Here is a 19,458-nt window from a genome sequence, read left to right as displayed (position 1 = left end):
CCACCCTTCATTGTGCCCATCGGAGTCATCCAGTGATGTCGTTTTGGTGTTCATACAACCACTGTAAGGACGCCTTTACAGCCGTCTCAATACTATGCTGTGGATTTTTCTGCAATACAGCCTCGACTGCAGCCCCAGCTTCCTTGGGCCGATACCCTAGAGCGATGAGCGCTGTAGTCACATCGTCCGACAACTGGCTGCTGCTCTCCGACTGCTTTTCATGTTGGAATACCGCGTCCCACTGAACGGGCAAATCATCCAGTTTATCTTTCAGTTCGAGAATCATTCTCTGTGCTGTTTTCTTTCCTACGCCAGGCAAGGTGCACAGTGTCACTGCATCCTCAGCCCGAATTGACGCAACAAGTGCTTCTGCTTCGATTGCACCGAGCATCTGCATTGCGAGACGCGGGCCAACGCCCGAAACAGTGATCAGCCGCTCAAATACAGCCCGATCCGACGCGGTGTGAAATCCGTACAGCAGTACGGCATCTTCTCGCACATGCTGATAGGTGTATACGCGTATCTGTTCGTCTACCTTTAGATTGTGCACCATGTGGTCGGTTACGTAAACTCGATAGCCGACGTGGTTGACATCGAGATCGATATAGCCTGGGCCCACAAAGTCCACGCGGCCGTCCAGAAATACGATCATCAGCGAACGCCTCGTTCCCAATTCCAGCCGGTTTGATTTGGCGTACTCACCGGCATGAGCTTCTCAAGGGGTGCACTGTGCCCATGTGTAATGGCGATGGCAAGTGCATCCGCAGCGTCATCCGGTTTCGGAATTTCAGTCAGACCTAAGAGTATCTTCACCATTTGCTGTATTTGCTTCTTATCAGCTCGACCATACCCCGTAACAGCCTGTTTAACCTGCATGGGCGTGTACTCGGCAAGCGGTGTCGCGTGCTCCGCGGCCGCCAACAAAACGACGCCCCGAGCCTGGCCTACGGTGAACGCGGTCGTGGTATTCCGATTAAAAAATAACTCCTCCACCGCCATCACATCTGGGTGGTGGTTCTCGAGGAGTTCCGTCAATTGATGGTAAATAGCTTGTAGTCGCAACTCGAGTTGTGTATGTGCGTCGGTCTCGACACACCCGTATGTGACACATCGAATTTTCGATCCCGCCACCTCTACGACACCATAACCCAAGCGAGCTATCCCAGGATCAACTCCTAAGACCCGCAAAACACTCAAAGGAATTCTCCTCTCAAACGTACAAATTCGCCGCCCGGGAGAGAAACTCCTACCTTCATTTACACTCGTGATGTGTAAACAGACGTGAAAAAGGGACGTAAATACGCCCCCCATTGTCTCATATATTGTCCACTTGAAGAAGTGTCAGTCTCATCCTGTAACATGATTCACGTTTTGCTGGGGCGTATGCAACAAATCGATCGCCACATCTAGACGCAAGTACGCCCATCAGTCCACGTGACTTGTGTATTGTTCCGTTGATAAACAGGCTCCACGAAATACCACGTCAAAAGCGCATTTAGTTGCCACGCAGGATGTTCCGATACGAACGCGGTAATAGCGTCGTCGTGAACGATATGTTCCTCCACGTGACACTCGCCACCTTTCACCTCGGTGACGAACAGCGCATGTTTTTCATCGCTGGCCCACTGTTGAATGGCCTTTGGAGACAAGGGAACGGTCTGCCCAAAGTCAACCATTGCGGGACTGTCCGCATAGACAGGTCGAACAGTCGCCATAAGGAGAGACACGATAACCGACACAGTAACCATCAAGGACACCAGAAGTGACTTCGTCCTACGCATGATAAAGTAAACTTTTGTCTCTTCTCGCAACGTTCTCACCTCAAGGTTCAAGCGTTGCTGTTAATGTGTACGATGACAAGAAAGTTATGCAATCTTGAAGAGGCGAACGTGGTCCAAGAGGATTCGTTCGCAACGTATTGAGCAGCGCTATTCTTTACTCGTCTTCGTCGTCCTCCGAGAACGCCACGTTGCTATAAACCGTCTGTACGTCATCGTGTTCTTCCAAAGCCTCGATGAGATCGAACACTTCGTCTTTCGCTTCGTCGGACAACTCCACTGTCGTAGACGGAACATAGGTAAGTTCGGCGTCCTCGTAGGCGATGTTCATACTTTCAAGTGTCTGGCGGACGGGGCGGAATAATTCCACCGACGTTGTAATGAGAAACTCGTCTTCAGTCTCTTCAACGTCGTCAGCCCCTGCTTCGATGACTGTCAACATAAATTCCTCGCTGTCACCGACATTCGCTTTGTCAACCGTGATTTGACCGCGACGCGTGAACATCCATGCCACCGCGCCGGATTCACCCAGATTGCCGCCGCGTTTCTTAAAAATGTGACGAATATCGGCCGCCGTTCGATTGCGGTTGTCCGTCACGATATCCAGCAAAATGGCAACGCCCTGCGGACCATACCCCTCATACTGGATTTCCTCGTACGTCACACCCTCTAACGTGCCTGTAGCTTTCGCGATGGTGCGAGAAATGTTCTCTGCAGGCAAGTTACTCTGCTTCGCCCGCTCGATGGCCACTTTGAGTCGGAAATTCGTCTCTGGATTTCCGCCGCCTTCTTTCGCAGCCAGATAGACATCACGAGAAAGCTTCGTAAATAATTGCCCGCGAACTGCATCTTGCTTCCCCTTACGGCGTTGAATGTTGTGCCACTTTGAATGACCTGACATATCTCCTCAACCCTTTTTCAGAAATGCAAAATCCTACACGACTGATTTCAAACGCCCCAATCACGCAAGTAACGAAAATCAATCCCAATGGTGCGGCTAGAGAGCTTCGCAATAATCGGAGGCCGACGTTTGTACTGGTTTCGCTGCACGCGCGTGACGATGTGCTCGACTAACCGTCTATCGTACCCGCGTTCGACGATCTCGTCCGGACTCAGTCTCACATCCACCCATTGATACAGTATCTCATCAGCATCATCGTAGCTAAAACCGAGTTCTTTTTCATCTGTTTGATCTTCCCACAAGTCGGCACTCGGAGCTTTGTCCAGAATGCTGCGCGGTACACCGACGTGAGCCGAGAGCTGCCGTACTTGAGACTTATAGAGATCCCCAATCGGATTGAGCGCACTTGCCATGTCACCAAATTGCGTACCATACCCCAAGAGCAGTTCCGTCTTATTGCTGGTACCAACGACGAGCGCATTTCGCTCAGCTGACAAGTCGTAAAGCGTTGACATCCGCTCTCTTGCCATACGATTGCCCCGCCGTAAGTTGCTCGCCTTTTTTTCTAACCTCTCGTCCATGGCATCGAAGTAGGCATCGACCGGCCCTGAAATGTCAACGACGGTGTAACCAATGCCCAAATCATCAACGACTTCCATGGCATCGTCAAGACTCGCTTGGCTACTCGTGCGGTACGGCATCATCACCGCGTGCACCGCGTCTTTACCCAAGGCCCCGGTGGCGAGATATGCGGATAACGCTGAATCGATACCGCCTGACAGGCCAAACACGACACGCTGAAATCCAACCTTTTGCACTTCATCTCGAATGAACCCTTCGAGAACGGATGTCGTAAACGGGGCATTGACTCGCAAAGCTTTCTCTAGTTCAGGCTTCATCCATTTTCCACCTCACTTCCGCTGGATTTTCGCCAAATGATTCAATGTCAGTTCCAAGCGTTCATCACGGACAAGCGGTGTGATGTACCGAGCCCGTCGGACGTCACGATGATCAATCGTCACGGTCACCAATGCCTCGCGACTTGTTCCAGCTTCACCCAACCAACGGCCTTCTGGTCCAACGACACCTGAGCTGCCGTAAAAATGAACACCGTCTTCATAGCCGACGCGATTGACAAACACAATATGCGTTCCAAACAGTTGGGCGTACATCTGGAGCAGTTGCCGCCAAAACGTATGCGATCCAAAATCATGCTCGTCCATCACATTTCGCCCCGGGCTCGATGCAGGAACGTACAACATCGTTGCTCCTTGCATAGCGTGCAAATAAGGAACAGATACATGCCACGCATCTTCGCAAATGAGCATACCTGCAGTACCGTGTTCCGTTCGAAACGGTTGGACCTGTGAGCCACTTGTCACGTACCGATTTTCGTCGAACATACCATACGTGGGTAAGTACACTTTTCGATGAACGTGGACAATTTCTCCTTTTGCAGCGTACACACCCGTAACGTAGAAAAAGTGTTCATCGCTCTCTTCAATGAAACTGAAGATCACGTCAATCTCGCGACTGGCGTTAACCAGTGCAACAATATCGTCGTGTTGCAAAGTTCTTGCCACATTAAATGTCAAGTCTTGTAATTGATACCCCGTCAATCCAAGTTCAGGAAAGACGATGACATCTGCTTGTTTCGCCACTGCTTCCGCTATGTATTGTCTATGACAAGCCAAATTTGCTGCTACATCGCCCAATTTTGGTGCAATTTGGGCCAGTGCAATGGTCTGCACATGGGACACAAAAAACGCCTCCACTTACCGATATCCATCAATTGATGCCCGTTCCTTGTCCCAGTATACCGTCGGTGTACCGGAATGCAAAAGAGGCTCGTCACGCATCGAGCCTCACCATATCAACTCCCGCGTCCAGGCGGTACTGTTCTTTGCGACGCTCGCATGCTATCGCGTAATCCAGTCTGGTCACCCCGTCAGCCGGACACCCATTTCGGTACCACTCCATGAGCGTCCGAACAAGTATGTCTGGCCAAGCCGACAGTGTCCACAACAGATTCGTCCGATCCCTCGACATTTCCGACTCTTCAACATAGGTATCGATCATCTCTCGAAAATCCTCCGACGACAGTTGCGCTAGAAATGTCGTGTGGCTGATAAACTGCATCACGTCATGTAACATGTCATCGTAATTGGCGTGATCGAAGTCGATCCAGGCAACGCCTTTGTTCGGTTGAAAGAGTACGTTGTGCGGGGCGAGATCGCGATGGCAGAAGGCAAAATGTGTTTTGATCTGCCCTTGGTGTTCGGCCAAGTATGCAGTATATCGCTGAAGAACGGTCTGCATCTGGCGCTGAAGCTTTGATTTCCAAGCGCGCAGCGGCGCATATTCACTCTCCAGTGTCGTCCATATCTTGCTGAACGCGCGCTCTTTTAACCGCAACTTCTGTAAGAGCGTCCCTCGTTGCAAGCGCGACCAGTGTGGGAACCCAAGTCGTTGGCTTGATCGCTGGATGCGAGCTATCGATCGAATCACCGCAAGGCGCTCTCTTCTCACGGCGACTTCGACGTGTCGACCAGAGAGCCATGGTTGCAAGTACCCCCCACCCTGCTGGTCACTGAACCGAACAATGAAGTGCCCGTCTCGCGTTGGCAAAGGCAAGGCAGTGGCGGTGTCGCTCTCGGCGAACACGTCTTGTAGACCTGCTAAAGCCGCAAGCCGCTCCTCGTCATCGCGTAGGCTCAGAGGTTTCCAGATATATCGGCTACCGTCGACCGCGACAATGCCTTGGACGGTTCTGCGACGGACAATTGCCCTGGCGTCAATCCCATACCATCGGGAAACGGCTTGCACGAGCTCAGCATGCGGCGACATCCTTTACTCTTCCTTGTCGAGACGGACGGTCATCGCTCCGGACCAACCTTGATCGTCGTCGGTCTCACTCGCATCCTCACTGGTACTGCGCACAGGTCCGTTGTCCCCTATAGCGTTGTCCCAGCCACCCCATGATGAAAGGAATGAGGAGCTGTCCTCGATGTCAACGTACCATCCGACAGGAACTTCCATTGGTGCTTGAGGCATATAGTACTGCTGGTATTCAGCTCGGTACGGATGATGAGTATGCGGTCCATATGTGTCTTCGGTGATTGGCGCGCCCTGTGGTTCGGTGCCTTGCATGCCACCAGGCATTGTTCCGGGCATCCCGCCCTGCATGCCGCCAGGCATCATTCCAGGCATTCCGCCCTGCTCCATCCCACCAGGCATCATTCCGGGCATTCCTGCCTGCTGCATTCCACCGGGCATCATTCCAGGCATTCCGCCCTGCTCCATCCCACCAGGCATCATTCCGGGCATTCCTGCCTGCTGCATTCCACCGGGCATCATTCCGGGCATTCCTGCCTGCTGCATTCCACCGGGCATCATTCCAGGCATTCCGCCCTGCTGCATTCCACCGGGCATCATTCCAGGCATTCCACCTTGCATGCCGCCGGGCATCCCTGTCTCCATGCTGCCTTGTGTTCCGCCAGACATCGGATTTTGCGCAGGAATTTGGAAAGCGGATGAAGGAATATACATCACCGTTCCCAGATGCAACTGCATATTTGGTGACATTTCTGGATTTACGTGCTTGAGTTGTTCGAATGAGACGCCGTATTTCTGCGAAATCGAATGCCATGATTCGCCTGGCTGAACCTTGTGTGGCCAAACAAAACCGAAGTATGGCGTTGTGCTTTGCTTGTCACCTTGCATGCCCGTACCAGGTGCAGCTGTCGTGCCTGCCTTAGCCGGTTTACCTAGTTCTGGAATGACCATGGTCATTCCAGGCATCAGTTGCCCAGGATTTTGGATCTGAGGATTTGAAGCAAGTAATAACGGAATTCGCACTCCAGTTTTTTTACTGATTTGGTAGAGTGTATCGCCAGGCTTCACAACATACTTTTTCAAGCCAAAAACCTCCTTGGCGGGTGACTATGCGGAATCACTGCGACAGTATATGCAACAGCCCAAGGTGTGGCACGAAACATATCAAAAAGGTCCAGGCTCTAGCCTGGACCAAAAAACATAACTGTCTCCCGCGTTATCCCTTAAACCTTAAAACGCCCTACCGTGTCTTCTAGCGCTTCCGCAATACGGGATAGCTCATGTGAAGCTGCCGCGATTTCCTCCACGGTTGCAAGCGTCTGCTCACTGCTTGCAGCATTGTTTTGAGACCCTGCGGCCACCTTTTCCATCAACTGATTCAAGTGGGAAACACTTGTTTGGCTGGCGTCGATCAGCTCTTTTTGCGTTAACGTCCGTTCGACAATATCCACTGTGGCTGGAACGACGTCCTGCACGGCACGATGAATATCAGAAAATGCTTGTTTGGTACGTTCAAACGCCTGACGGCCGCCTGCAACTGCGGAAACGCCTTCCGCCATTGCCCTGCTGACCTGGTTCGTCAGTTCTAAATTCTTGTTGATAATCTGGTTGATCCGTGAGGTCGCTTGCTGGCTTTGCTCCGCCAATTTGCGTACTTCCTGCGCAACGACGGCAAATCCCCGTCCAGCGTCACCGGCTCTGGCAGCTTCGATAGATGCGTTTAAGGCCAACAAATTCGTTTCGTCTGCAATCGACCGAATGGTTTTTAAAATAGCTGAAATCTCCTGTGACGACGCATTCAAATCTTGAACACTTGTGTGCGCACGTTCTGTCATCGACTGCATCGACTGCATGGAGCCTTGTGCCTCATCCACGAGTTGCTGACCGCGTTCCGTTGTCGAACTCACATTCCGGACCGCATCCGAGACATGGTCCGCTTTCAATGCCGTCTCATTACCGTGGTTTTGGATAGCGACAAGTGATTGATTCAAGCCACTGAGGGCACCTAGCGCTTGCTCACTCACTTCCGCAAATTCACCAGCCGTCGCTGCAATTTCGTTGACAGCTCTTGCCGTCTCATCTGTACTTGCGGTCAGCTCCTCTGAGCTGGCGGCGATAGTATCAGAGTGTTGACCAATTTGTTTGACCAAGTCCGCGATGGATCCTAACAACTCATTCGTTGCCGTTGCCAGTCTCTCCACTTCGTCCCGACTGCGAACGTCGTCAATTCGCTTGGTCAGGTCTCCACCAGCAGATGCAATTTCCCGCAGCATCCGAGTGACGCGATTCATGTTCCTCGGTGTGTTAAATGTTGCGGGAATGCCTGCCGCCAGGCCAACCGCGATCGCGATGACAAACAGAATAGCCATGACAATTAGTGTCGTATCTACGGATCGTTTCAATTGATGCGCGCTTTTCGACGCTTCCGTTTGATACTTTTGAATGATGGTATCCAGTCCAGCCGTTGCTTTCTGCTCAGCGGCGTCACCATTGCCTGCGGACTCAGCGTCGATAGCCTGGTTGCCCTCTCCTACACTGCGCAGATTGATCAGATTGTCAGCGTACTTAATGTAGTCCTGAAACCCCTGTTCCGATGCAGCTAAAGACGCCTCGTCCCCTTTGTCACCGCGAACCAGTACGCCGAGTGTCTGAAAAGTCGGTGCGTACTTGTCTTTCAACAAATTATAGCCCGTAGAGAGAATTTGGCTGTTACCGGTGATCAAATACCCGCGCATGCTTGTTTGCATCGTAAGTAGTTCCTGTTTCAAGGCGTTTGACTGCTCGACGACTTGAATCCGCTCATTGGCCAGCGTACTCACTTGATTCTGCATGGCAATTAAACGTGTGACTGACACGACGCCCATGATTATGATCATAAGGAATAAAAGTGCGAATGAGCCGCCTACCTTCCAGCGGATCGATATATACCCTTGAAGCAGGCGACCTCTATTTGGCTCCGGGAATCGACGCACTAGACCAGCTGTAGCGGGTTCAGTAGAGGCGGCCAGTTCCGCCACCGCCATGTCCGGCTCAGTACCTGACTGAGGCATATCTTGCAATTGTGTGTCTTCTGGTGCATCATCCGCTTCGGAGTCAGTAAGCCCCGCCAATGAATCGGACGTCTCCTCCATATCTTCCACGGGCTCCCTGTCATTTTCCGCCCATTCCGATGCGCCCGAAGTGTCTATGTCTCCGCCGGGAGCATCTATGTCGTCAATCGTGTCAGGCACCTCTTGGGCAGGAACAAGCTCATCACGATCCGCCACCGCATGCTCATTCCAATCCCCGTCGTCTTGCACCGTATCTTTGGATGGTTCCTGGTCATCTTCAAGAGAATGATCGTTATTTTGTTCCCGCACAAGTCAACCTCCTGTATAATGGTATTTTATTTGGTAATGACGTCCATTTCAGATTCTCCGCGCAGTAGCGAAAATCCTCTACCGGGAGGATTGGGGAGGCGACGCGAGTCCGCTGTTAGACTTGCTGAACAATTCCGGCCCGTAGTAAGCACTAGGTACTGGCCCTGCCATGACAAGGTAAGCAACTGGAGCGCGTGAGTCGACCGTGATCGGCGTCGTGACAACCGGTGTGATAACCATAATGTCCGCTGTCACGTGAACATAGATAATGTGAACAACCTGGTTCACACCCTTGGTTTGCACTTCTGATTCAATACTCGAGTGGACGGCGCCAAGCATCGACATTCTCACAGGGATGGTCAGTGTTGATTTTGATAACAGCGATCCGCTAAACATCCGAATCAACGGCAACCGGATGCTCTGACTCGACAACGCTTGCAGGCGGGCCTGTGCCTGTCTCGTCACGTCGCCTTGAAGCTTTGTCACAGCCGCCATGTTCACGCGTGTAATAGTAAAGTTGCCAGCCTGCTTGTCGACGGTCGTGTCAAGCAAAGGTCCGCGTGCACCATAGGCCATAATTTCATCCGTGAGCGCCTCGTTCAAGGCTTCCGATCCGGCTTTATGAGCCAAAGCGGTGGACGCCGTCGTGACCATTGGTCGCAACTTCACATCAAGTAAATAGAGACCACCAAACAAGACACCTAACATCGCGATCGTTGACATCATCCACCGTGGGAAGCGTACGGACAGACGTGGACGGGAGTGTGAGGGTCGAGTGGGACGTGGTCGAAATCGTTTGGCCACTTTTCCCGCCTCCTTCTGTAATCATCCTACGCACAGTCGACAGGACACATGTCCAACTTGTTCACCGGAATAAAGAGGTCCTAATCTTTCATTCCCTGGGTATGAGTTCCACAATTTGATCCAACATAAGATTGGAAACCACCAATGAACATTGGGCTTTATGCTATAATCTTGCAAACGGGAGGGAGGGGAATCATGGGGAAAGAGCAAGGGCCAAAGGGGAACAGCAAGGCCAGCGAGCAAGAGACGAAAAAAGTGAATCGAGCGAATGATGCGGCGCAGGAACGGCAAAAGCGACGCCCTGTGTGGATGGCGATCAAAATCACGGCATTTAGTCTCGGCAGCCTTGTTGTACTTGGTGCCGCAGGCGGAGCGGGGTACATCGCCTCAATGCTACGAGGTCTACCTCACGTAAGCGCTTCTACGTTCGCAAACAACCGTGCCGCATCTGTTATTTATGATCGAAACGGGAAAGTGATCGGGCGTTTCCAAGGAGACGGCGACCGGCAGCCCATTTCGTCGATCAGCCAGGTTTCACCCGACCTTGTGAATTCTTTTGTCGCGGCGGAGGACAAGACCTTCTACACCAATATTGGGGTCAATCCGTTGGCGATGGGCCGTGCCGTATTGCAAGACGTCGTTCATCACCACATCGAAAGCGGCGCCAGTACCATCACGCAACAAACGGTCAAACTCGCCGTGTTCCCACAACAACAGCGGACAGCACAGCGGAAAATACAAGAAATTGCACTAGCTCTAGAAGTAAACCACCAATTGAGCAAAGACGAAATTATGACGGATTACATGAACTGGGTGTACATGGGTCGACTAGGCACCGTTCCGGTGTATGGCGTCAAGCGGGCTTCCGAGATCCTCTTTCAGAAGGATCCGAAAAACTTGACACTGCCGGAGTCCACCTTCTTAGCTGCCATTCCAAATAATCCATCATACTTTTCGCCATATCAGTATCCGCAACATACATTGCAGAGGCAACACTATATTCTGCAACAAATGCTCGCCAACAACATGATTACCCAAAGCCAATTTGACGACGCAATGAAGTTCGACATTTTAAAGGATATTCATAAGGCTCCCGCAAGTGGATTGCCAGCTCACCCATACTTAATGTTAGACGAACTCAAACCCAGAATTCTTGACGCACTCGTCCAGTCTCATTTATACGCCAATGCAACGGATGCCGAATCAGCGTTGCCGACTGCTGGTTTACGGATTCATACAACCATTGACTTAACGAAACAACAAGACGTAGAAAATGTGCTACAGAGTAAGACCCTATTTCCCCAGTGGACCAACAAATCATACAAGGACTCAGCGGGCAAATCGACGACTGATCTATATGAAGCTGGGGTCACCATCATCGACAACCAAACAGGTGGGATTTTGGCCATCGGCGGCGGACGAGATTACCTGAAAGACAGTATCAATCACGCCGATATCGCCCGCCAACCAGGCTCATCCATCAAGCCTTTGCTTGACTATGGCCCCGCTATCGACCAAAAAATCATCACAGCAGGGTCCGTATTAAACGATGCACCGACCCATTTTTCACTGCCAGGCGGCAAAAGTTACGATCCCAAAGACGACGAACCCGACTTCGCCGGCCTCATGTCCGCGCGCGTCGCGTTGTATGAGTCGCGCAACGTTCCGGCTATCGACATCCTTGAGCAAATGACTCCACAAGTGGGTTTTTCATACTTAAACAAAATGGGAATGGGTCCCTCCGACACGACGTTATTTGGCAATCCTACGATTGTGCAAGATGATGCGAGCCACTTGTCGTCGGCCATCGGCGGGCTGGATCACGGGGCGACTGTGACACAAGTCACGAGCGCCTACACGACGTTCCCGAATCAAGGTGTATGGCATCAAAGTTACATGATCAGCTCCATTGAAGACAGCACGGGGCAGACGGTGTATTCTGCACATCCAAAAACGGCAACTGTGTTTTCCCCGCAGACTGCGTACATTGTCACGGACATGTTGCATGATGTTGTAACGAATCCAATGGGTACGGCACCCTTTATCGGCAGTCAATTCCCGGGTCAATACGTCTCTGGCAAAACAGGTACCACGGATGACCGGGCAGACGGCTGGTTTATCGGCTACACACAGAAGTATACGGCGGGGATTTGGATGGGGTATAACCACCATCAATCCATTGCGCAGAGTGTCTACAACTTGAAATTCAACGTTTGGGCCGATATCATGAAGCCGATTTTAAAGCAAGATCCTGCAAACAAGGCGTGGCCACGCCCAGCTTCCATTGTGAACGTGGGTGTCAGCAGCAAAAGTGGTATGCTTCCAACACCGCTGTCAACGGCTCACGGAAGCATCGTCTCGGAACTGTACATTGATGGTACGCAACCGACTCAGAAAGACAACGTTGACGTGGCGGCGAAATACGTCGTGATCGGCGGACAGAAGTATCTCGCGACGACAAACACACCACCCCAAGACGTTCGGACTGGCGTATTCATCAAACTGCCGGATGTTCCAGATGCAGCACATAAGGTTCCTACTGGCGTCACTGCCGACACGCCGTACCTCCTGCCCACGCAGGCTGACCCACGAGGCGGTCAAATTCTCGACGGTGGAAGCCTGACGAGCACAGTCAGCCAAATGGCAGCACCAACAGGAGTGAGCGGTCAACTGCACGGAACCAGTGTCACATTGCGCTGGTCGCCCGTGTCGGATGCAGACGATTACGAGGTCTTCCGGGCAACAAGTCAGCAGGGTCCGTATGTCGATCTCGGCGGCGTCTCGACCACAGCGTACACAGATCAAAGCCTACCGGCGAACGCGAGTATTGTGTATTACGAGATATACGCTCAATCGACAAGCACGATGTCTCCCGCTTCGGTTCCGATTGCGGTACAGATAGGTGTACCCACGCCTGACCAGCCAGGTGGCAATGACACCGGAAATAGTACTGGGTCAGGAAACGAAACAGGTAACTCGACTCCTCCGACGGGTACCGGTGGCACGCCCGGTAACAACACTTCGAGTGGTGGTGGAACACCTCCATCTCCGTCCAACAACACGGGTAACACAGCCACTGGAGGAACGGGTAAAGGTTCTCACACAAACACGACATCTGAAACGGGAAACAAAACTGGATGGATACCTGGTTTCGGGTCGGGAAGCAACACGTAACTGAACAGTTGAAAAAAGGCACTCGTCGCATGACGAAGTGCCTCTTTGCTTTTTAGCACTGTTTAGCTTAGTCCCTACAGATTCTTCACCATGCCGCCGTCCACGAGCAAAGCTTGGCCCGTGATATATGTATTGGCTGGCGAGGCTAGAAAGACAACTGCCCGTGCAAACTCTTCCGGCTGGCCATAGCGACCTAAAGGAATCTGGGCGATAAATTTCTCCGTTACTTGGGCCACGTCGATCCCTTCCCGCTGTGCTGTCACTTCGTCAATTTCCGCGATGCGATCCGTCGCAATACGCCCCGGACCCACAGTGTTCACAAGGACACCGTATGCCCCAAACTCATCACTCAATGTCTTGGTCAGGCCCCAAACGCCCGCGCGCATGGTATTGGACAGAACAAGCCCCGAAATCGGTTGCTTAATGGAGGAGGACGTAATATTCACAATTCTCCCTGCGGACGATCTGCGTAAATACGGAATGGCACCGCGAGTAAGTCGGACTACGGACAACAAGTTTTGCTCAAATGCCTGGTACCATTTGCTGTCGTCTAGCTGGATAAATGACCCTCCAGGTGGACCACCTGCGTTACACACCAACACATCCAGTCCGTCTCCAAATTCTTCAGCGGACTCGATAGCGCGAGCGATATCCTCCGGGCGGTTCACATCCAGCTTGACCACGTTCACGGATTGACCCGTTGCCGTTTGAATCTGTTGAGCAGCGCGCTGCAGCGATTCCTCATTCCGGCTGGCGATGGTTACTTTCGCTCCTTCCGCCGCAAACAGCTGAGCCGAAGCCAAACCAAGACCACGGCTTGCCGCCGTGACCAGCACGGACTTCTGTTCAAGTCCTAAATTCATGAACGTCCCCTCCTCTTACTCTAGCTGTCTATATTGTACTCTGGAATCATTCTCAAGATCATGTTTTTGCAACATGTTTGAAGCTCACTCCGTCTTAATGGTACGAGGGGATTTCGAAGGAGATAATTGAGATGAACAAAGAACACGGTCTGTGGCTCGTCACTTTGCCAGTCTCGTTGACACTGGCGACGGCATGTAGCACACAGTCCCCAACCACCACTGTCAAGAACATGACGACTTCGACAACCATGACGACAAACAACGAAACCGCAAGCAGTGCTGACCAAAAAAACTCACTACAATCCCCTAATATACCGTGGTCCAATCGTCCCAACCAATCTTTTGATATCATTCGTCACATTCACATGTTCGACTCAAAAACGGGATGGCAAACGGGCTACAAGAATCGAAAATTCGTCCTTGGCCTCACGAGTGACGGTGGAACGACCTGGCACCAAATCCCTATGCCGCATGGGTTGCCGGAGCAATCCGAAGGGTTTACGAATGAACCGCTAGCAGCCATCGTCAATCCAAACGACATAATCATGGCCTGGACCCTGGACAATCAGGTACACATTGACCGAACAACGAACGGCGGCCAAACTTGGGCAAAGTCCGACCTAACCCTTCAACCACCACTCAATGCCCTTTCTGCGATTGTCTTTTCCGACCCACAACACGGCTGGATAGCAGCCCAATCTAGTCCTGCTTCAGGTCACACGCAAAAGGCTATCTACCGAACACAAGATGGCGGATCGACGTGGAACGTGGTCTCTGTAGACAATGGATACATTCCATCCACGAGCCCAACCACAAAGACCCTGCCAGAGTCCGCCTTTCTATTGAACTTGTCCGCATCGACCTCCCACGATCTCTGGGCAGGCCTGGAACCAACAGACGTGTACAACCAAAAATTCGAACCTCTCTATCACTCGAACGACGGCGGCAAAAGCTGGCATGTGTCCAGTATCCCAATTCCCGCTGCCGTTCGCCCTACAGACAATTTGATCGGCACCATTGCCCCGTCCCTAAGCGAACAATCCGGTATCTTCCTAGCCTACACGCAGCCTAGCAACAACACAGGCCCTGGATACGCACAACTGTACCTAAGCAAAGACGGCGGACAATCCTGGTCAAAATCCGGCGCCGAAATTTCATCAAACCCATTCGTCACTTCACTCTGTGACGGACGGATCGCCTGGCTCGGAGACATCCATCAAGCCCATCTCGTCGAGACAAGCAATGCGGGCGCCACCTGGCGAACGATCCAACCCGGACCGCTCTACAGAAAGACCATCCAAAAGGCACCCTTAGCGGAACTAGATGTCGTCAATGACTCTACCGCTTTCGCGGTATTTACAGACGAAAACCCACAAACGACATTCAAGGACCACTCCGTGCTCCTCAAAACAACAGATGGCGGGCTGACGTGGAGGATGCTAAAGAGCCAGTGAAAGTGGCGTGGATGGGGTAACGCATAGACGCGAGGCGTTGGACGGCTTGCGGAGGTGGGGCGTTCGCGGGAGCCGTGTGGCGACGGGTTGGGGACGTAGCCAAAGATGGGGGGCCCGCATGTACCTGGCGCGGAGACCCGGGCTCGTGCCTGGCCTCGATGCCGGCGGGGGTTGGGGACGACATGATGAATAATGACTGCAGATTGTGCCATACAAGAGATTTTTTAAAAAAGCAGAAAAACTAGAGTCCTAATTCGGAGATGAGTCTACAACTGGGGAATGCCAGTACCTTGTTGAGTCAATTAAGTGACCATTAAGGGTATAAGGACCCCAGGTTCCCTAATCTGTCCACTTTCGACATTCAGATAACTGGACACTGAGAACTAAGGTATCCCTTATTCGCCATTGTAAAGGGGCAAATATCCGATTTGACGAATACCGTTCCTTACAGCTACCTCGTCATCGCTGCACTCCGGGATTTCACACGGTGCGACCCCGGGCCGGCTGCGGACCCGCGAGGTTCGCCGGGCACGGAGCCCAGCCCAGCCCAGCCCGGCACCCCGGCTCTCCCCAGCCCTAGATCCGCACCGTCACAACAGTTGCACCGTCGCCGCCTTCGCCGAGACCGGCAGCTTGGCTCGTCTTGACCTGCGGGTGGCGCCCGAGATGTCGACGGATCGCGTTCCTGAGTGCACCAGTACCCTTCCCGTGAATGATTACAACGCGAGCCAGTCCGGAAACCACGGCGTCATCCAGGTATTTGTCGATGCGCATGATGGCGTCTTCGACCGTCTCACCGCGAACGTCAAGTTCCATGCGAATGTCTTTCGCTGGAGACTTGCGTGTATGACGGACGACTTGCTCCTCTGCCTTTTCCTGCAAAATTTCTAGATCCGAAGCGTCCACTTTCATTCGCATCAAACCGAGTTGTACCGTAGCGTGCGAGCCGTCGCCCGCCACTTCAACGACATCACCCTTCTGGCCGAGCGATAATACTTTCACGCGAGCGCCTACTGACAACCGCTTGCCTTGATTACTGCGCTTTCCACTGGCGTGCCCTTGCTCGGGTTCCGGAGATAGACCCTCGAGGGATTTGCGCAATTCCACGAGTTCATGGTCCTTCACACCGGCTTCATGGCGCATCTGACGAAGTTCGCGAATAATTTGCTCACTCTCGCGCTGAGCCCGCTCGACGAGCTGCTGCGTCTCGCGTCTGGCCTTTTCGCGCTCCGTTGCCAGTTCCTGCTCTAAGCGGCTCGTTTTCGTCTCCCACTCATCTCGCAAGCGTTTGGTGGCCTCACGTTCAGCGCTTGCTTCCGCAAAGGCCCGATCCGCTTCCCGGTTCGCCTGTTCAAGCTTGCCGATCAGTTCCTCAACATGAATATCCGACTCGGCAACGTGCGCCCGAGCCTCCTCCAGAATGTCCCGTGGCAATCCGAGCCGCTCAGCGATGGCAAGCGCATTCGATCTCCCCGGAACACCCACCAGCAACCGATACGTCGGTCGCAAACTCTCCACATCGAACTCCATACTTGCATTCATGGCATTTTCATTTTGGAATGCGTATCCTTTCAGTTCCGCGTAGTGAGTTGTTGCGATAACCCGGCAACCGATAGACGACAACCGGTCGAGAATGGCAATCGCCAACGCGGAACCCTCCGCCGGATCGGTGCCGGCACCCAGTTCGTCCAACAAGACCAAACTATCTGGGCGGACAGTAGAGAGCATGTGGATAATGTTGTTCATGTGAGAAGAAAATGTCGAAAGACTCTGCTCAATGCTCTGCTCATCACCAATATCCACAAAAATTTCAGTGGAAAAACCGACTTCGCTTTCCCGTTTTGTAGGCAAAAAGCACCCGGACATGGCCATGAGCGTGAGCAACCCAACGGTCTTCAACGTGACCGTCTTGCCACCCGTGTTCGGACCCGTGACGATGAGAAGGTGAAACCGGTCACCCAATTCCACATCGACTGGAACCGCATCCTTGTTTAACTGTGGATGACGGGCACCGTGAAGCCGCCATACGTTATCAGTCAACGTGGGACGTTTTGCGTCGAGGGCCCTGGCGTAACTGGCTTTGGCAAACCACAAATCGATCGTTTGGAGAATGTTTACATTCACACGAAGATCTGGAGCGACCTCGGCGATGATCTGCGACAGTTTGAACAAGATGCGTTCAATTTCCTGTTCTTCCAATACCTGCAATTCCCGAACGCGGTTGCTGATATCCACAACGGCTTGCGGTTCAATAAATACCGTCGATCCCGACGACGAAACGTCGCGAACCACGCCTCGAATTTGATTTTTGTGCTCAACGCGCACCGGCAGACAGAAATACGTACCGCGCATGGCGATGATTGGCTCTTGAAGGAGCTTCTGATTCGCTCTCAGCATTCGGTCCAAGACCGTGCGAACTTCACCTTCCGCCCGCCGACGTTCACTGCGCAATCGATGAAGCTGTTCACTCGCGTGGTCCAAAACTTGTCCATCGTCGCTTATCGCGTGCGCGATTTCTTGTTCCGTACGCTTCGCGTCGACCATCCCTTCTGTGAGTTCCGGCAGGTGTACCAGTTCTGTCAGTTCGGCCGCTCGGCTGACATACTGCCGAAACGCCCGACCACCTTGAATGAGGCGAGCAACAGCCAAAATTCGATCCGCCGACAACGTGCCTCCGATTTCGGCGCGCCGTAAATCCGTCCGGATATCCGTGATCCCACCAAAAGGCGGACCGCCAGCGCGCAAAATACATCGAAGACACTCATCAACGGCATCGAGTTCGCGATTGGCCTCGGTGATGTTTTGAAATGGACTCATTTCAGCCGCAGCTTGCTTACCGAGACTACACATGGCATAGCTGCTCAACTGTTCTTGTATATATGGGTATTCTAGGGCCTTAAGTGACCGCTCTAACATACATCGCACTCCATTAAAAAAGTTCAAAAAATCCCATTCATTGTACCACATTGCCTTTCAACCATAGGGACAGTCTAAACGCAGACCGAGAGAGGAGGATCCTGCATGCAACGCATCATCGGCACCATTGTCCGATTCATCGTATCTGCACTTGTTTTGATGCTCGTGGGTTACCTTGTTCCTGGCTTTGGCGTCATGGGATTCTGGTCCGCAGTCCTCGCCGCAATCGTTATTTCCATCCTTGGACTCGCCATGGAAGCACTTTTTGGCCGTCGAATCTCACCATATGGACGAGGTATCGTCGGCTTTATTTCCGGCGCCATCGTGATATACGTGGCACAGTTATTTGTGCCTGGAATGCGTGCAAGTATTCTTGGCGCGCTTCTGGCGTCGTTGGTAATCGGGATCATCGACTTGTTTATCCCAACTAACCTGCGCGGAACACACGACGAAAGATGAGGCGATTCGGGCAACAGCCCGATTCGCCTCATCTTTTAAACGTTTAGGTTTTTTGTACTTCCGATATGGGAAACGAATTGCCACGCGTTTCCCGTCAACCACCGTGCAATTCGAGACTGGTTTACTAGATGTTGGACACCCGGTGTGTTCACGTAATGCATAATGAGAGAAACCACGTACACAAAGATCACAGCCAAAGCAACGCCAGCAACCAATCCAACCGTTCGATTCACGAACGACAAGACGGGCAAACTAAACAGTGCGTCGATTAGGCCCGCCGCATACCGGAGCAGGAGAAACGTAACAATAAACACAACACCAAATGCGATTGCTCCAGACAGATTGCCAAACAAGGTGTTTGCGACTGCACTTTGCGGCAAGTGGGAAAAAAGATGCATGTTTTCAACCACAGGTGCCACGTACGGCCGCAACCAGTATGAAACGAAGTAAGCGATAACTGCACCGAACAATCTTGTCACCTGACGAACAAACCCCAAGCGATAGCCGTTGATGGCCCCCAGCGCAATGACGGCAATAAAAATAATATCGAGCACGCCAAATCCGCTCACTGAGACGAATCACCTCGTGTCTTATCGTCGATCAGGTCAACTAATTGTTGGTAGTCATGCCGTAAACGTTGCAGCTCATCGGCCAAATTGAGCGCTGTTAACACTGCAACGCGTCGATCATCCATATAGGCCGACGTGGCAGCAATTTCCGACATCATTTTGTCAACCATGGTCGCCACTTCATACAAGTGTTCTGTTGGGGCTTGACCTCGCAGTGTATATTCCATTCCATGTATGACTACTTTCACGCGGTTGACCGACCGATTGTCCATCGCGCGTTCCCCCCTCGACACCCTACAGCCCCATATTCCCTGTTATCGGCCAAATTCCTGCCGAACAACAACAG

The 19,458-nt window shown here is 52.3% G+C and carries 17 protein-coding genes; 3 read left to right on the top strand and 14 right to left on the bottom strand.

The window, feature by feature from the left end:
• Nucleotides 1–25: 25 nt before the first annotated feature.
• The 10 genes from ruvA to yunB all read right to left on the bottom strand — a co-directional run bounded on the left by ruvA (nucleotide 26) and on the right by yunB (nucleotide 9,677).
• Nucleotides 26–652, bottom strand: a complete 627-nt coding sequence (ruvA, locus tag NZD86_RS08055; protein WP_268045991.1) for a Holliday junction branch migration protein RuvA — start codon at nucleotides 650–652, stop codon at nucleotides 26–28.
• Nucleotides 652–1,188, bottom strand: a complete 537-nt coding sequence (ruvC, locus tag NZD86_RS08050; RefSeq protein WP_268046823.1) for a crossover junction endodeoxyribonuclease RuvC — start codon at nucleotides 1,186–1,188, stop codon at nucleotides 652–654. The genes ruvA and ruvC overlap by 1 nt, the downstream gene beginning before the upstream one ends.
• A 218-nt stretch (nucleotides 1,189–1,406) precedes the next feature.
• A complete protein-coding gene (locus tag NZD86_RS08045) occupies nucleotides 1,407–1,781 on the bottom strand; it encodes a hypothetical protein (RefSeq protein ID WP_268045990.1) in 375 nt (124 codons plus the stop codon).
• 154 nt (nucleotides 1,782–1,935) lie between these two features.
• The gene (locus tag NZD86_RS08040) at nucleotides 1,936–2,679 is read right to left on the bottom strand and encodes a YebC/PmpR family DNA-binding transcriptional regulator (protein ID WP_268045989.1); all 744 of its coding nucleotides are present in this window, start codon (nucleotides 2,677–2,679) and stop codon (nucleotides 1,936–1,938) included.
• A 47-nt stretch (nucleotides 2,680–2,726) separates the two neighbouring features.
• Nucleotides 2,727–3,578: an NAD+ synthase gene (locus tag NZD86_RS08035; RefSeq protein ID WP_268045988.1), complete on the bottom strand. Its 852-nt coding sequence runs from the start codon at nucleotides 3,576–3,578 to the stop codon at nucleotides 2,727–2,729.
• Nucleotides 3,579–3,590: 12 nt separating this feature from the next.
• Nucleotides 3,591–4,439 (bottom strand): nitrilase-related carbon-nitrogen hydrolase, encoded by an 849-nt coding sequence (locus tag NZD86_RS08030; RefSeq protein ID WP_268045987.1) that lies wholly within the window; start codon nucleotides 4,437–4,439, stop codon nucleotides 3,591–3,593.
• A 91-nt stretch (nucleotides 4,440–4,530) separates the two neighbouring features.
• On the bottom strand, nucleotides 4,531–5,526 hold the full coding sequence (locus tag NZD86_RS08025) for a phosphotransferase (protein ID WP_268045986.1): 996 nt from the start codon (nucleotides 5,524–5,526) through the stop codon (nucleotides 4,531–4,533).
• A 3-nt stretch (nucleotides 5,527–5,529) separates the two neighbouring features.
• Nucleotides 5,530–6,597 carry a LysM peptidoglycan-binding domain-containing protein gene (locus NZD86_RS08020; protein WP_268045985.1) on the bottom strand — a complete coding sequence of 356 codons (1,068 nt, stop codon included), beginning with the start codon at nucleotides 6,595–6,597 and terminating at the stop codon, nucleotides 5,530–5,532.
• Nucleotides 6,598–6,737: 140 nt separating this feature from the next.
• Nucleotides 6,738–8,873 (bottom strand): methyl-accepting chemotaxis protein, encoded by a 2,136-nt coding sequence (locus NZD86_RS08015; RefSeq protein ID WP_268045984.1) that lies wholly within the window; start codon nucleotides 8,871–8,873, stop codon nucleotides 6,738–6,740.
• A gap of 78 nt (nucleotides 8,874–8,951) precedes the next feature.
• On the bottom strand, nucleotides 8,952–9,677 hold the full coding sequence (yunB, locus tag NZD86_RS08010; protein WP_268045982.1) for a sporulation protein YunB: 726 nt from the start codon (nucleotides 9,675–9,677) through the stop codon (nucleotides 8,952–8,954).
• Between the two features lie 195 nt (nucleotides 9,678–9,872).
• On the opposite strand from yunB, the gene NZD86_RS08005 reads away from it, so the two are divergent.
• Nucleotides 9,873–12,851 (top strand): transglycosylase domain-containing protein, encoded by a 2,979-nt coding sequence (locus tag NZD86_RS08005; RefSeq protein ID WP_268045981.1) that lies wholly within the window; start codon nucleotides 9,873–9,875, stop codon nucleotides 12,849–12,851.
• A 74-nt stretch (nucleotides 12,852–12,925) separates the two neighbouring features.
• On the opposite strand, the gene NZD86_RS08000 is transcribed toward NZD86_RS08005, so the two are convergent.
• Nucleotides 12,926–13,714 carry an SDR family oxidoreductase gene (locus NZD86_RS08000; RefSeq protein ID WP_268045980.1) on the bottom strand — a complete coding sequence of 263 codons (789 nt, stop codon included), beginning with the start codon at nucleotides 13,712–13,714 and terminating at the stop codon, nucleotides 12,926–12,928.
• 131 nt (nucleotides 13,715–13,845) lie between these two features.
• Here NZD86_RS08000 and NZD86_RS07995 point away from each other — a divergent pair, with 131 nt between their 5' ends.
• On the top strand, nucleotides 13,846–15,168 hold the full coding sequence (locus NZD86_RS07995) for a WD40/YVTN/BNR-like repeat-containing protein (protein ID WP_268045979.1): 1,323 nt from the start codon (nucleotides 13,846–13,848) through the stop codon (nucleotides 15,166–15,168).
• Nucleotides 15,169–15,744: 576 nt separating this feature from the next.
• Here the strand turns inward: NZD86_RS07995 and NZD86_RS07990 are convergent.
• Entirely contained in the window at nucleotides 15,745–18,084 is a 2,340-nt protein-coding gene (locus tag NZD86_RS07990) for an endonuclease MutS2 (protein WP_268045977.1), read from the bottom strand.
• A gap of 105 nt (nucleotides 18,085–18,189) precedes the next feature.
• Between NZD86_RS07990 and NZD86_RS07985 the strand changes: the two genes are divergently transcribed.
• Nucleotides 18,190–18,543 carry a phage holin family protein gene (locus tag NZD86_RS07985; RefSeq protein ID WP_268045976.1) on the top strand — a complete coding sequence of 118 codons (354 nt, stop codon included), beginning with the start codon at nucleotides 18,190–18,192 and terminating at the stop codon, nucleotides 18,541–18,543.
• 35 nt (nucleotides 18,544–18,578) lie between these two features.
• Here the strand turns inward: NZD86_RS07985 and NZD86_RS07980 are convergent, their stop codons facing one another.
• A complete protein-coding gene (locus tag NZD86_RS07980; RefSeq protein ID WP_268045975.1) occupies nucleotides 18,579–19,112 on the bottom strand; it encodes a CvpA family protein in 534 nt (177 codons plus the stop codon).
• Entirely contained in the window at nucleotides 19,109–19,384 is a 276-nt protein-coding gene (locus tag NZD86_RS07975) for a cell division protein ZapA (protein ID WP_268045974.1), read from the bottom strand. The genes NZD86_RS07980 and NZD86_RS07975 overlap by 4 nt, the downstream gene beginning before the upstream one ends.
• Between the last annotated feature and the right edge of the window lie 74 nt (nucleotides 19,385–19,458).

Origin of the sequence: Alicyclobacillus dauci (genome assembly GCF_026651605.1) — a bacterium.
GTDB lineage: Bacteria > Bacillota > Bacilli > Alicyclobacillales > Alicyclobacillaceae > Alicyclobacillus > Alicyclobacillus dauci.
This window is presented reverse-complemented; position numbering and strand designations above follow the sequence as displayed.

What these genes read in the sequence shown, in the direction of transcription:
- ruvA (WP_268045991.1), bottom strand. Translation starts at nt 652, where the DNA reads ATGATCGTATTTCTGGACGGCCGCGTGGACTTTGTGGGCCCAGGCTAT.
- NZD86_RS08040 (WP_268045989.1), bottom strand. Translation starts at nt 2,679, where the DNA reads ATGTCAGGTCATTCAAAGTGGCACAACATTCAACGCCGTAAGGGGAAG.
- NZD86_RS07975 (WP_268045974.1), bottom strand. Translation starts at nt 19,384, where the DNA reads ATGGACAATCGGTCGGTCAACCGCGTGAAAGTAGTCATACATGGAATG.
- NZD86_RS07985 (WP_268045976.1), top strand. Translation starts at nt 18,190, where the DNA reads ATGCAACGCATCATCGGCACCATTGTCCGATTCATCGTATCTGCACTT.
- NZD86_RS08025 (WP_268045986.1), bottom strand. Translation starts at nt 5,526, where the DNA reads ATGTCGCCGCATGCTGAGCTCGTGCAAGCCGTTTCCCGATGGTATGGG.
- NZD86_RS07990 (WP_268045977.1), bottom strand. Translation starts at nt 18,084, where the DNA reads ATGTTAGAGCGGTCACTTAAGGCCCTAGAATACCCATATATACAAGAA.
- NZD86_RS07995 (WP_268045979.1), top strand. Translation starts at nt 13,846, where the DNA reads ATGAACAAAGAACACGGTCTGTGGCTCGTCACTTTGCCAGTCTCGTTG.
- NZD86_RS08000 (WP_268045980.1), bottom strand. Translation starts at nt 13,714, where the DNA reads ATGAATTTAGGACTTGAACAGAAGTCCGTGCTGGTCACGGCGGCAAGC.
- NZD86_RS08035 (WP_268045988.1), bottom strand. Translation starts at nt 3,578, where the DNA reads ATGAAGCCTGAACTAGAGAAAGCTTTGCGAGTCAATGCCCCGTTTACG.
- NZD86_RS08005 (WP_268045981.1), top strand. Translation starts at nt 9,873, where the DNA reads ATGGGGAAAGAGCAAGGGCCAAAGGGGAACAGCAAGGCCAGCGAGCAA.
- NZD86_RS08045 (WP_268045990.1), bottom strand. Translation starts at nt 1,781, where the DNA reads ATGCGTAGGACGAAGTCACTTCTGGTGTCCTTGATGGTTACTGTGTCG.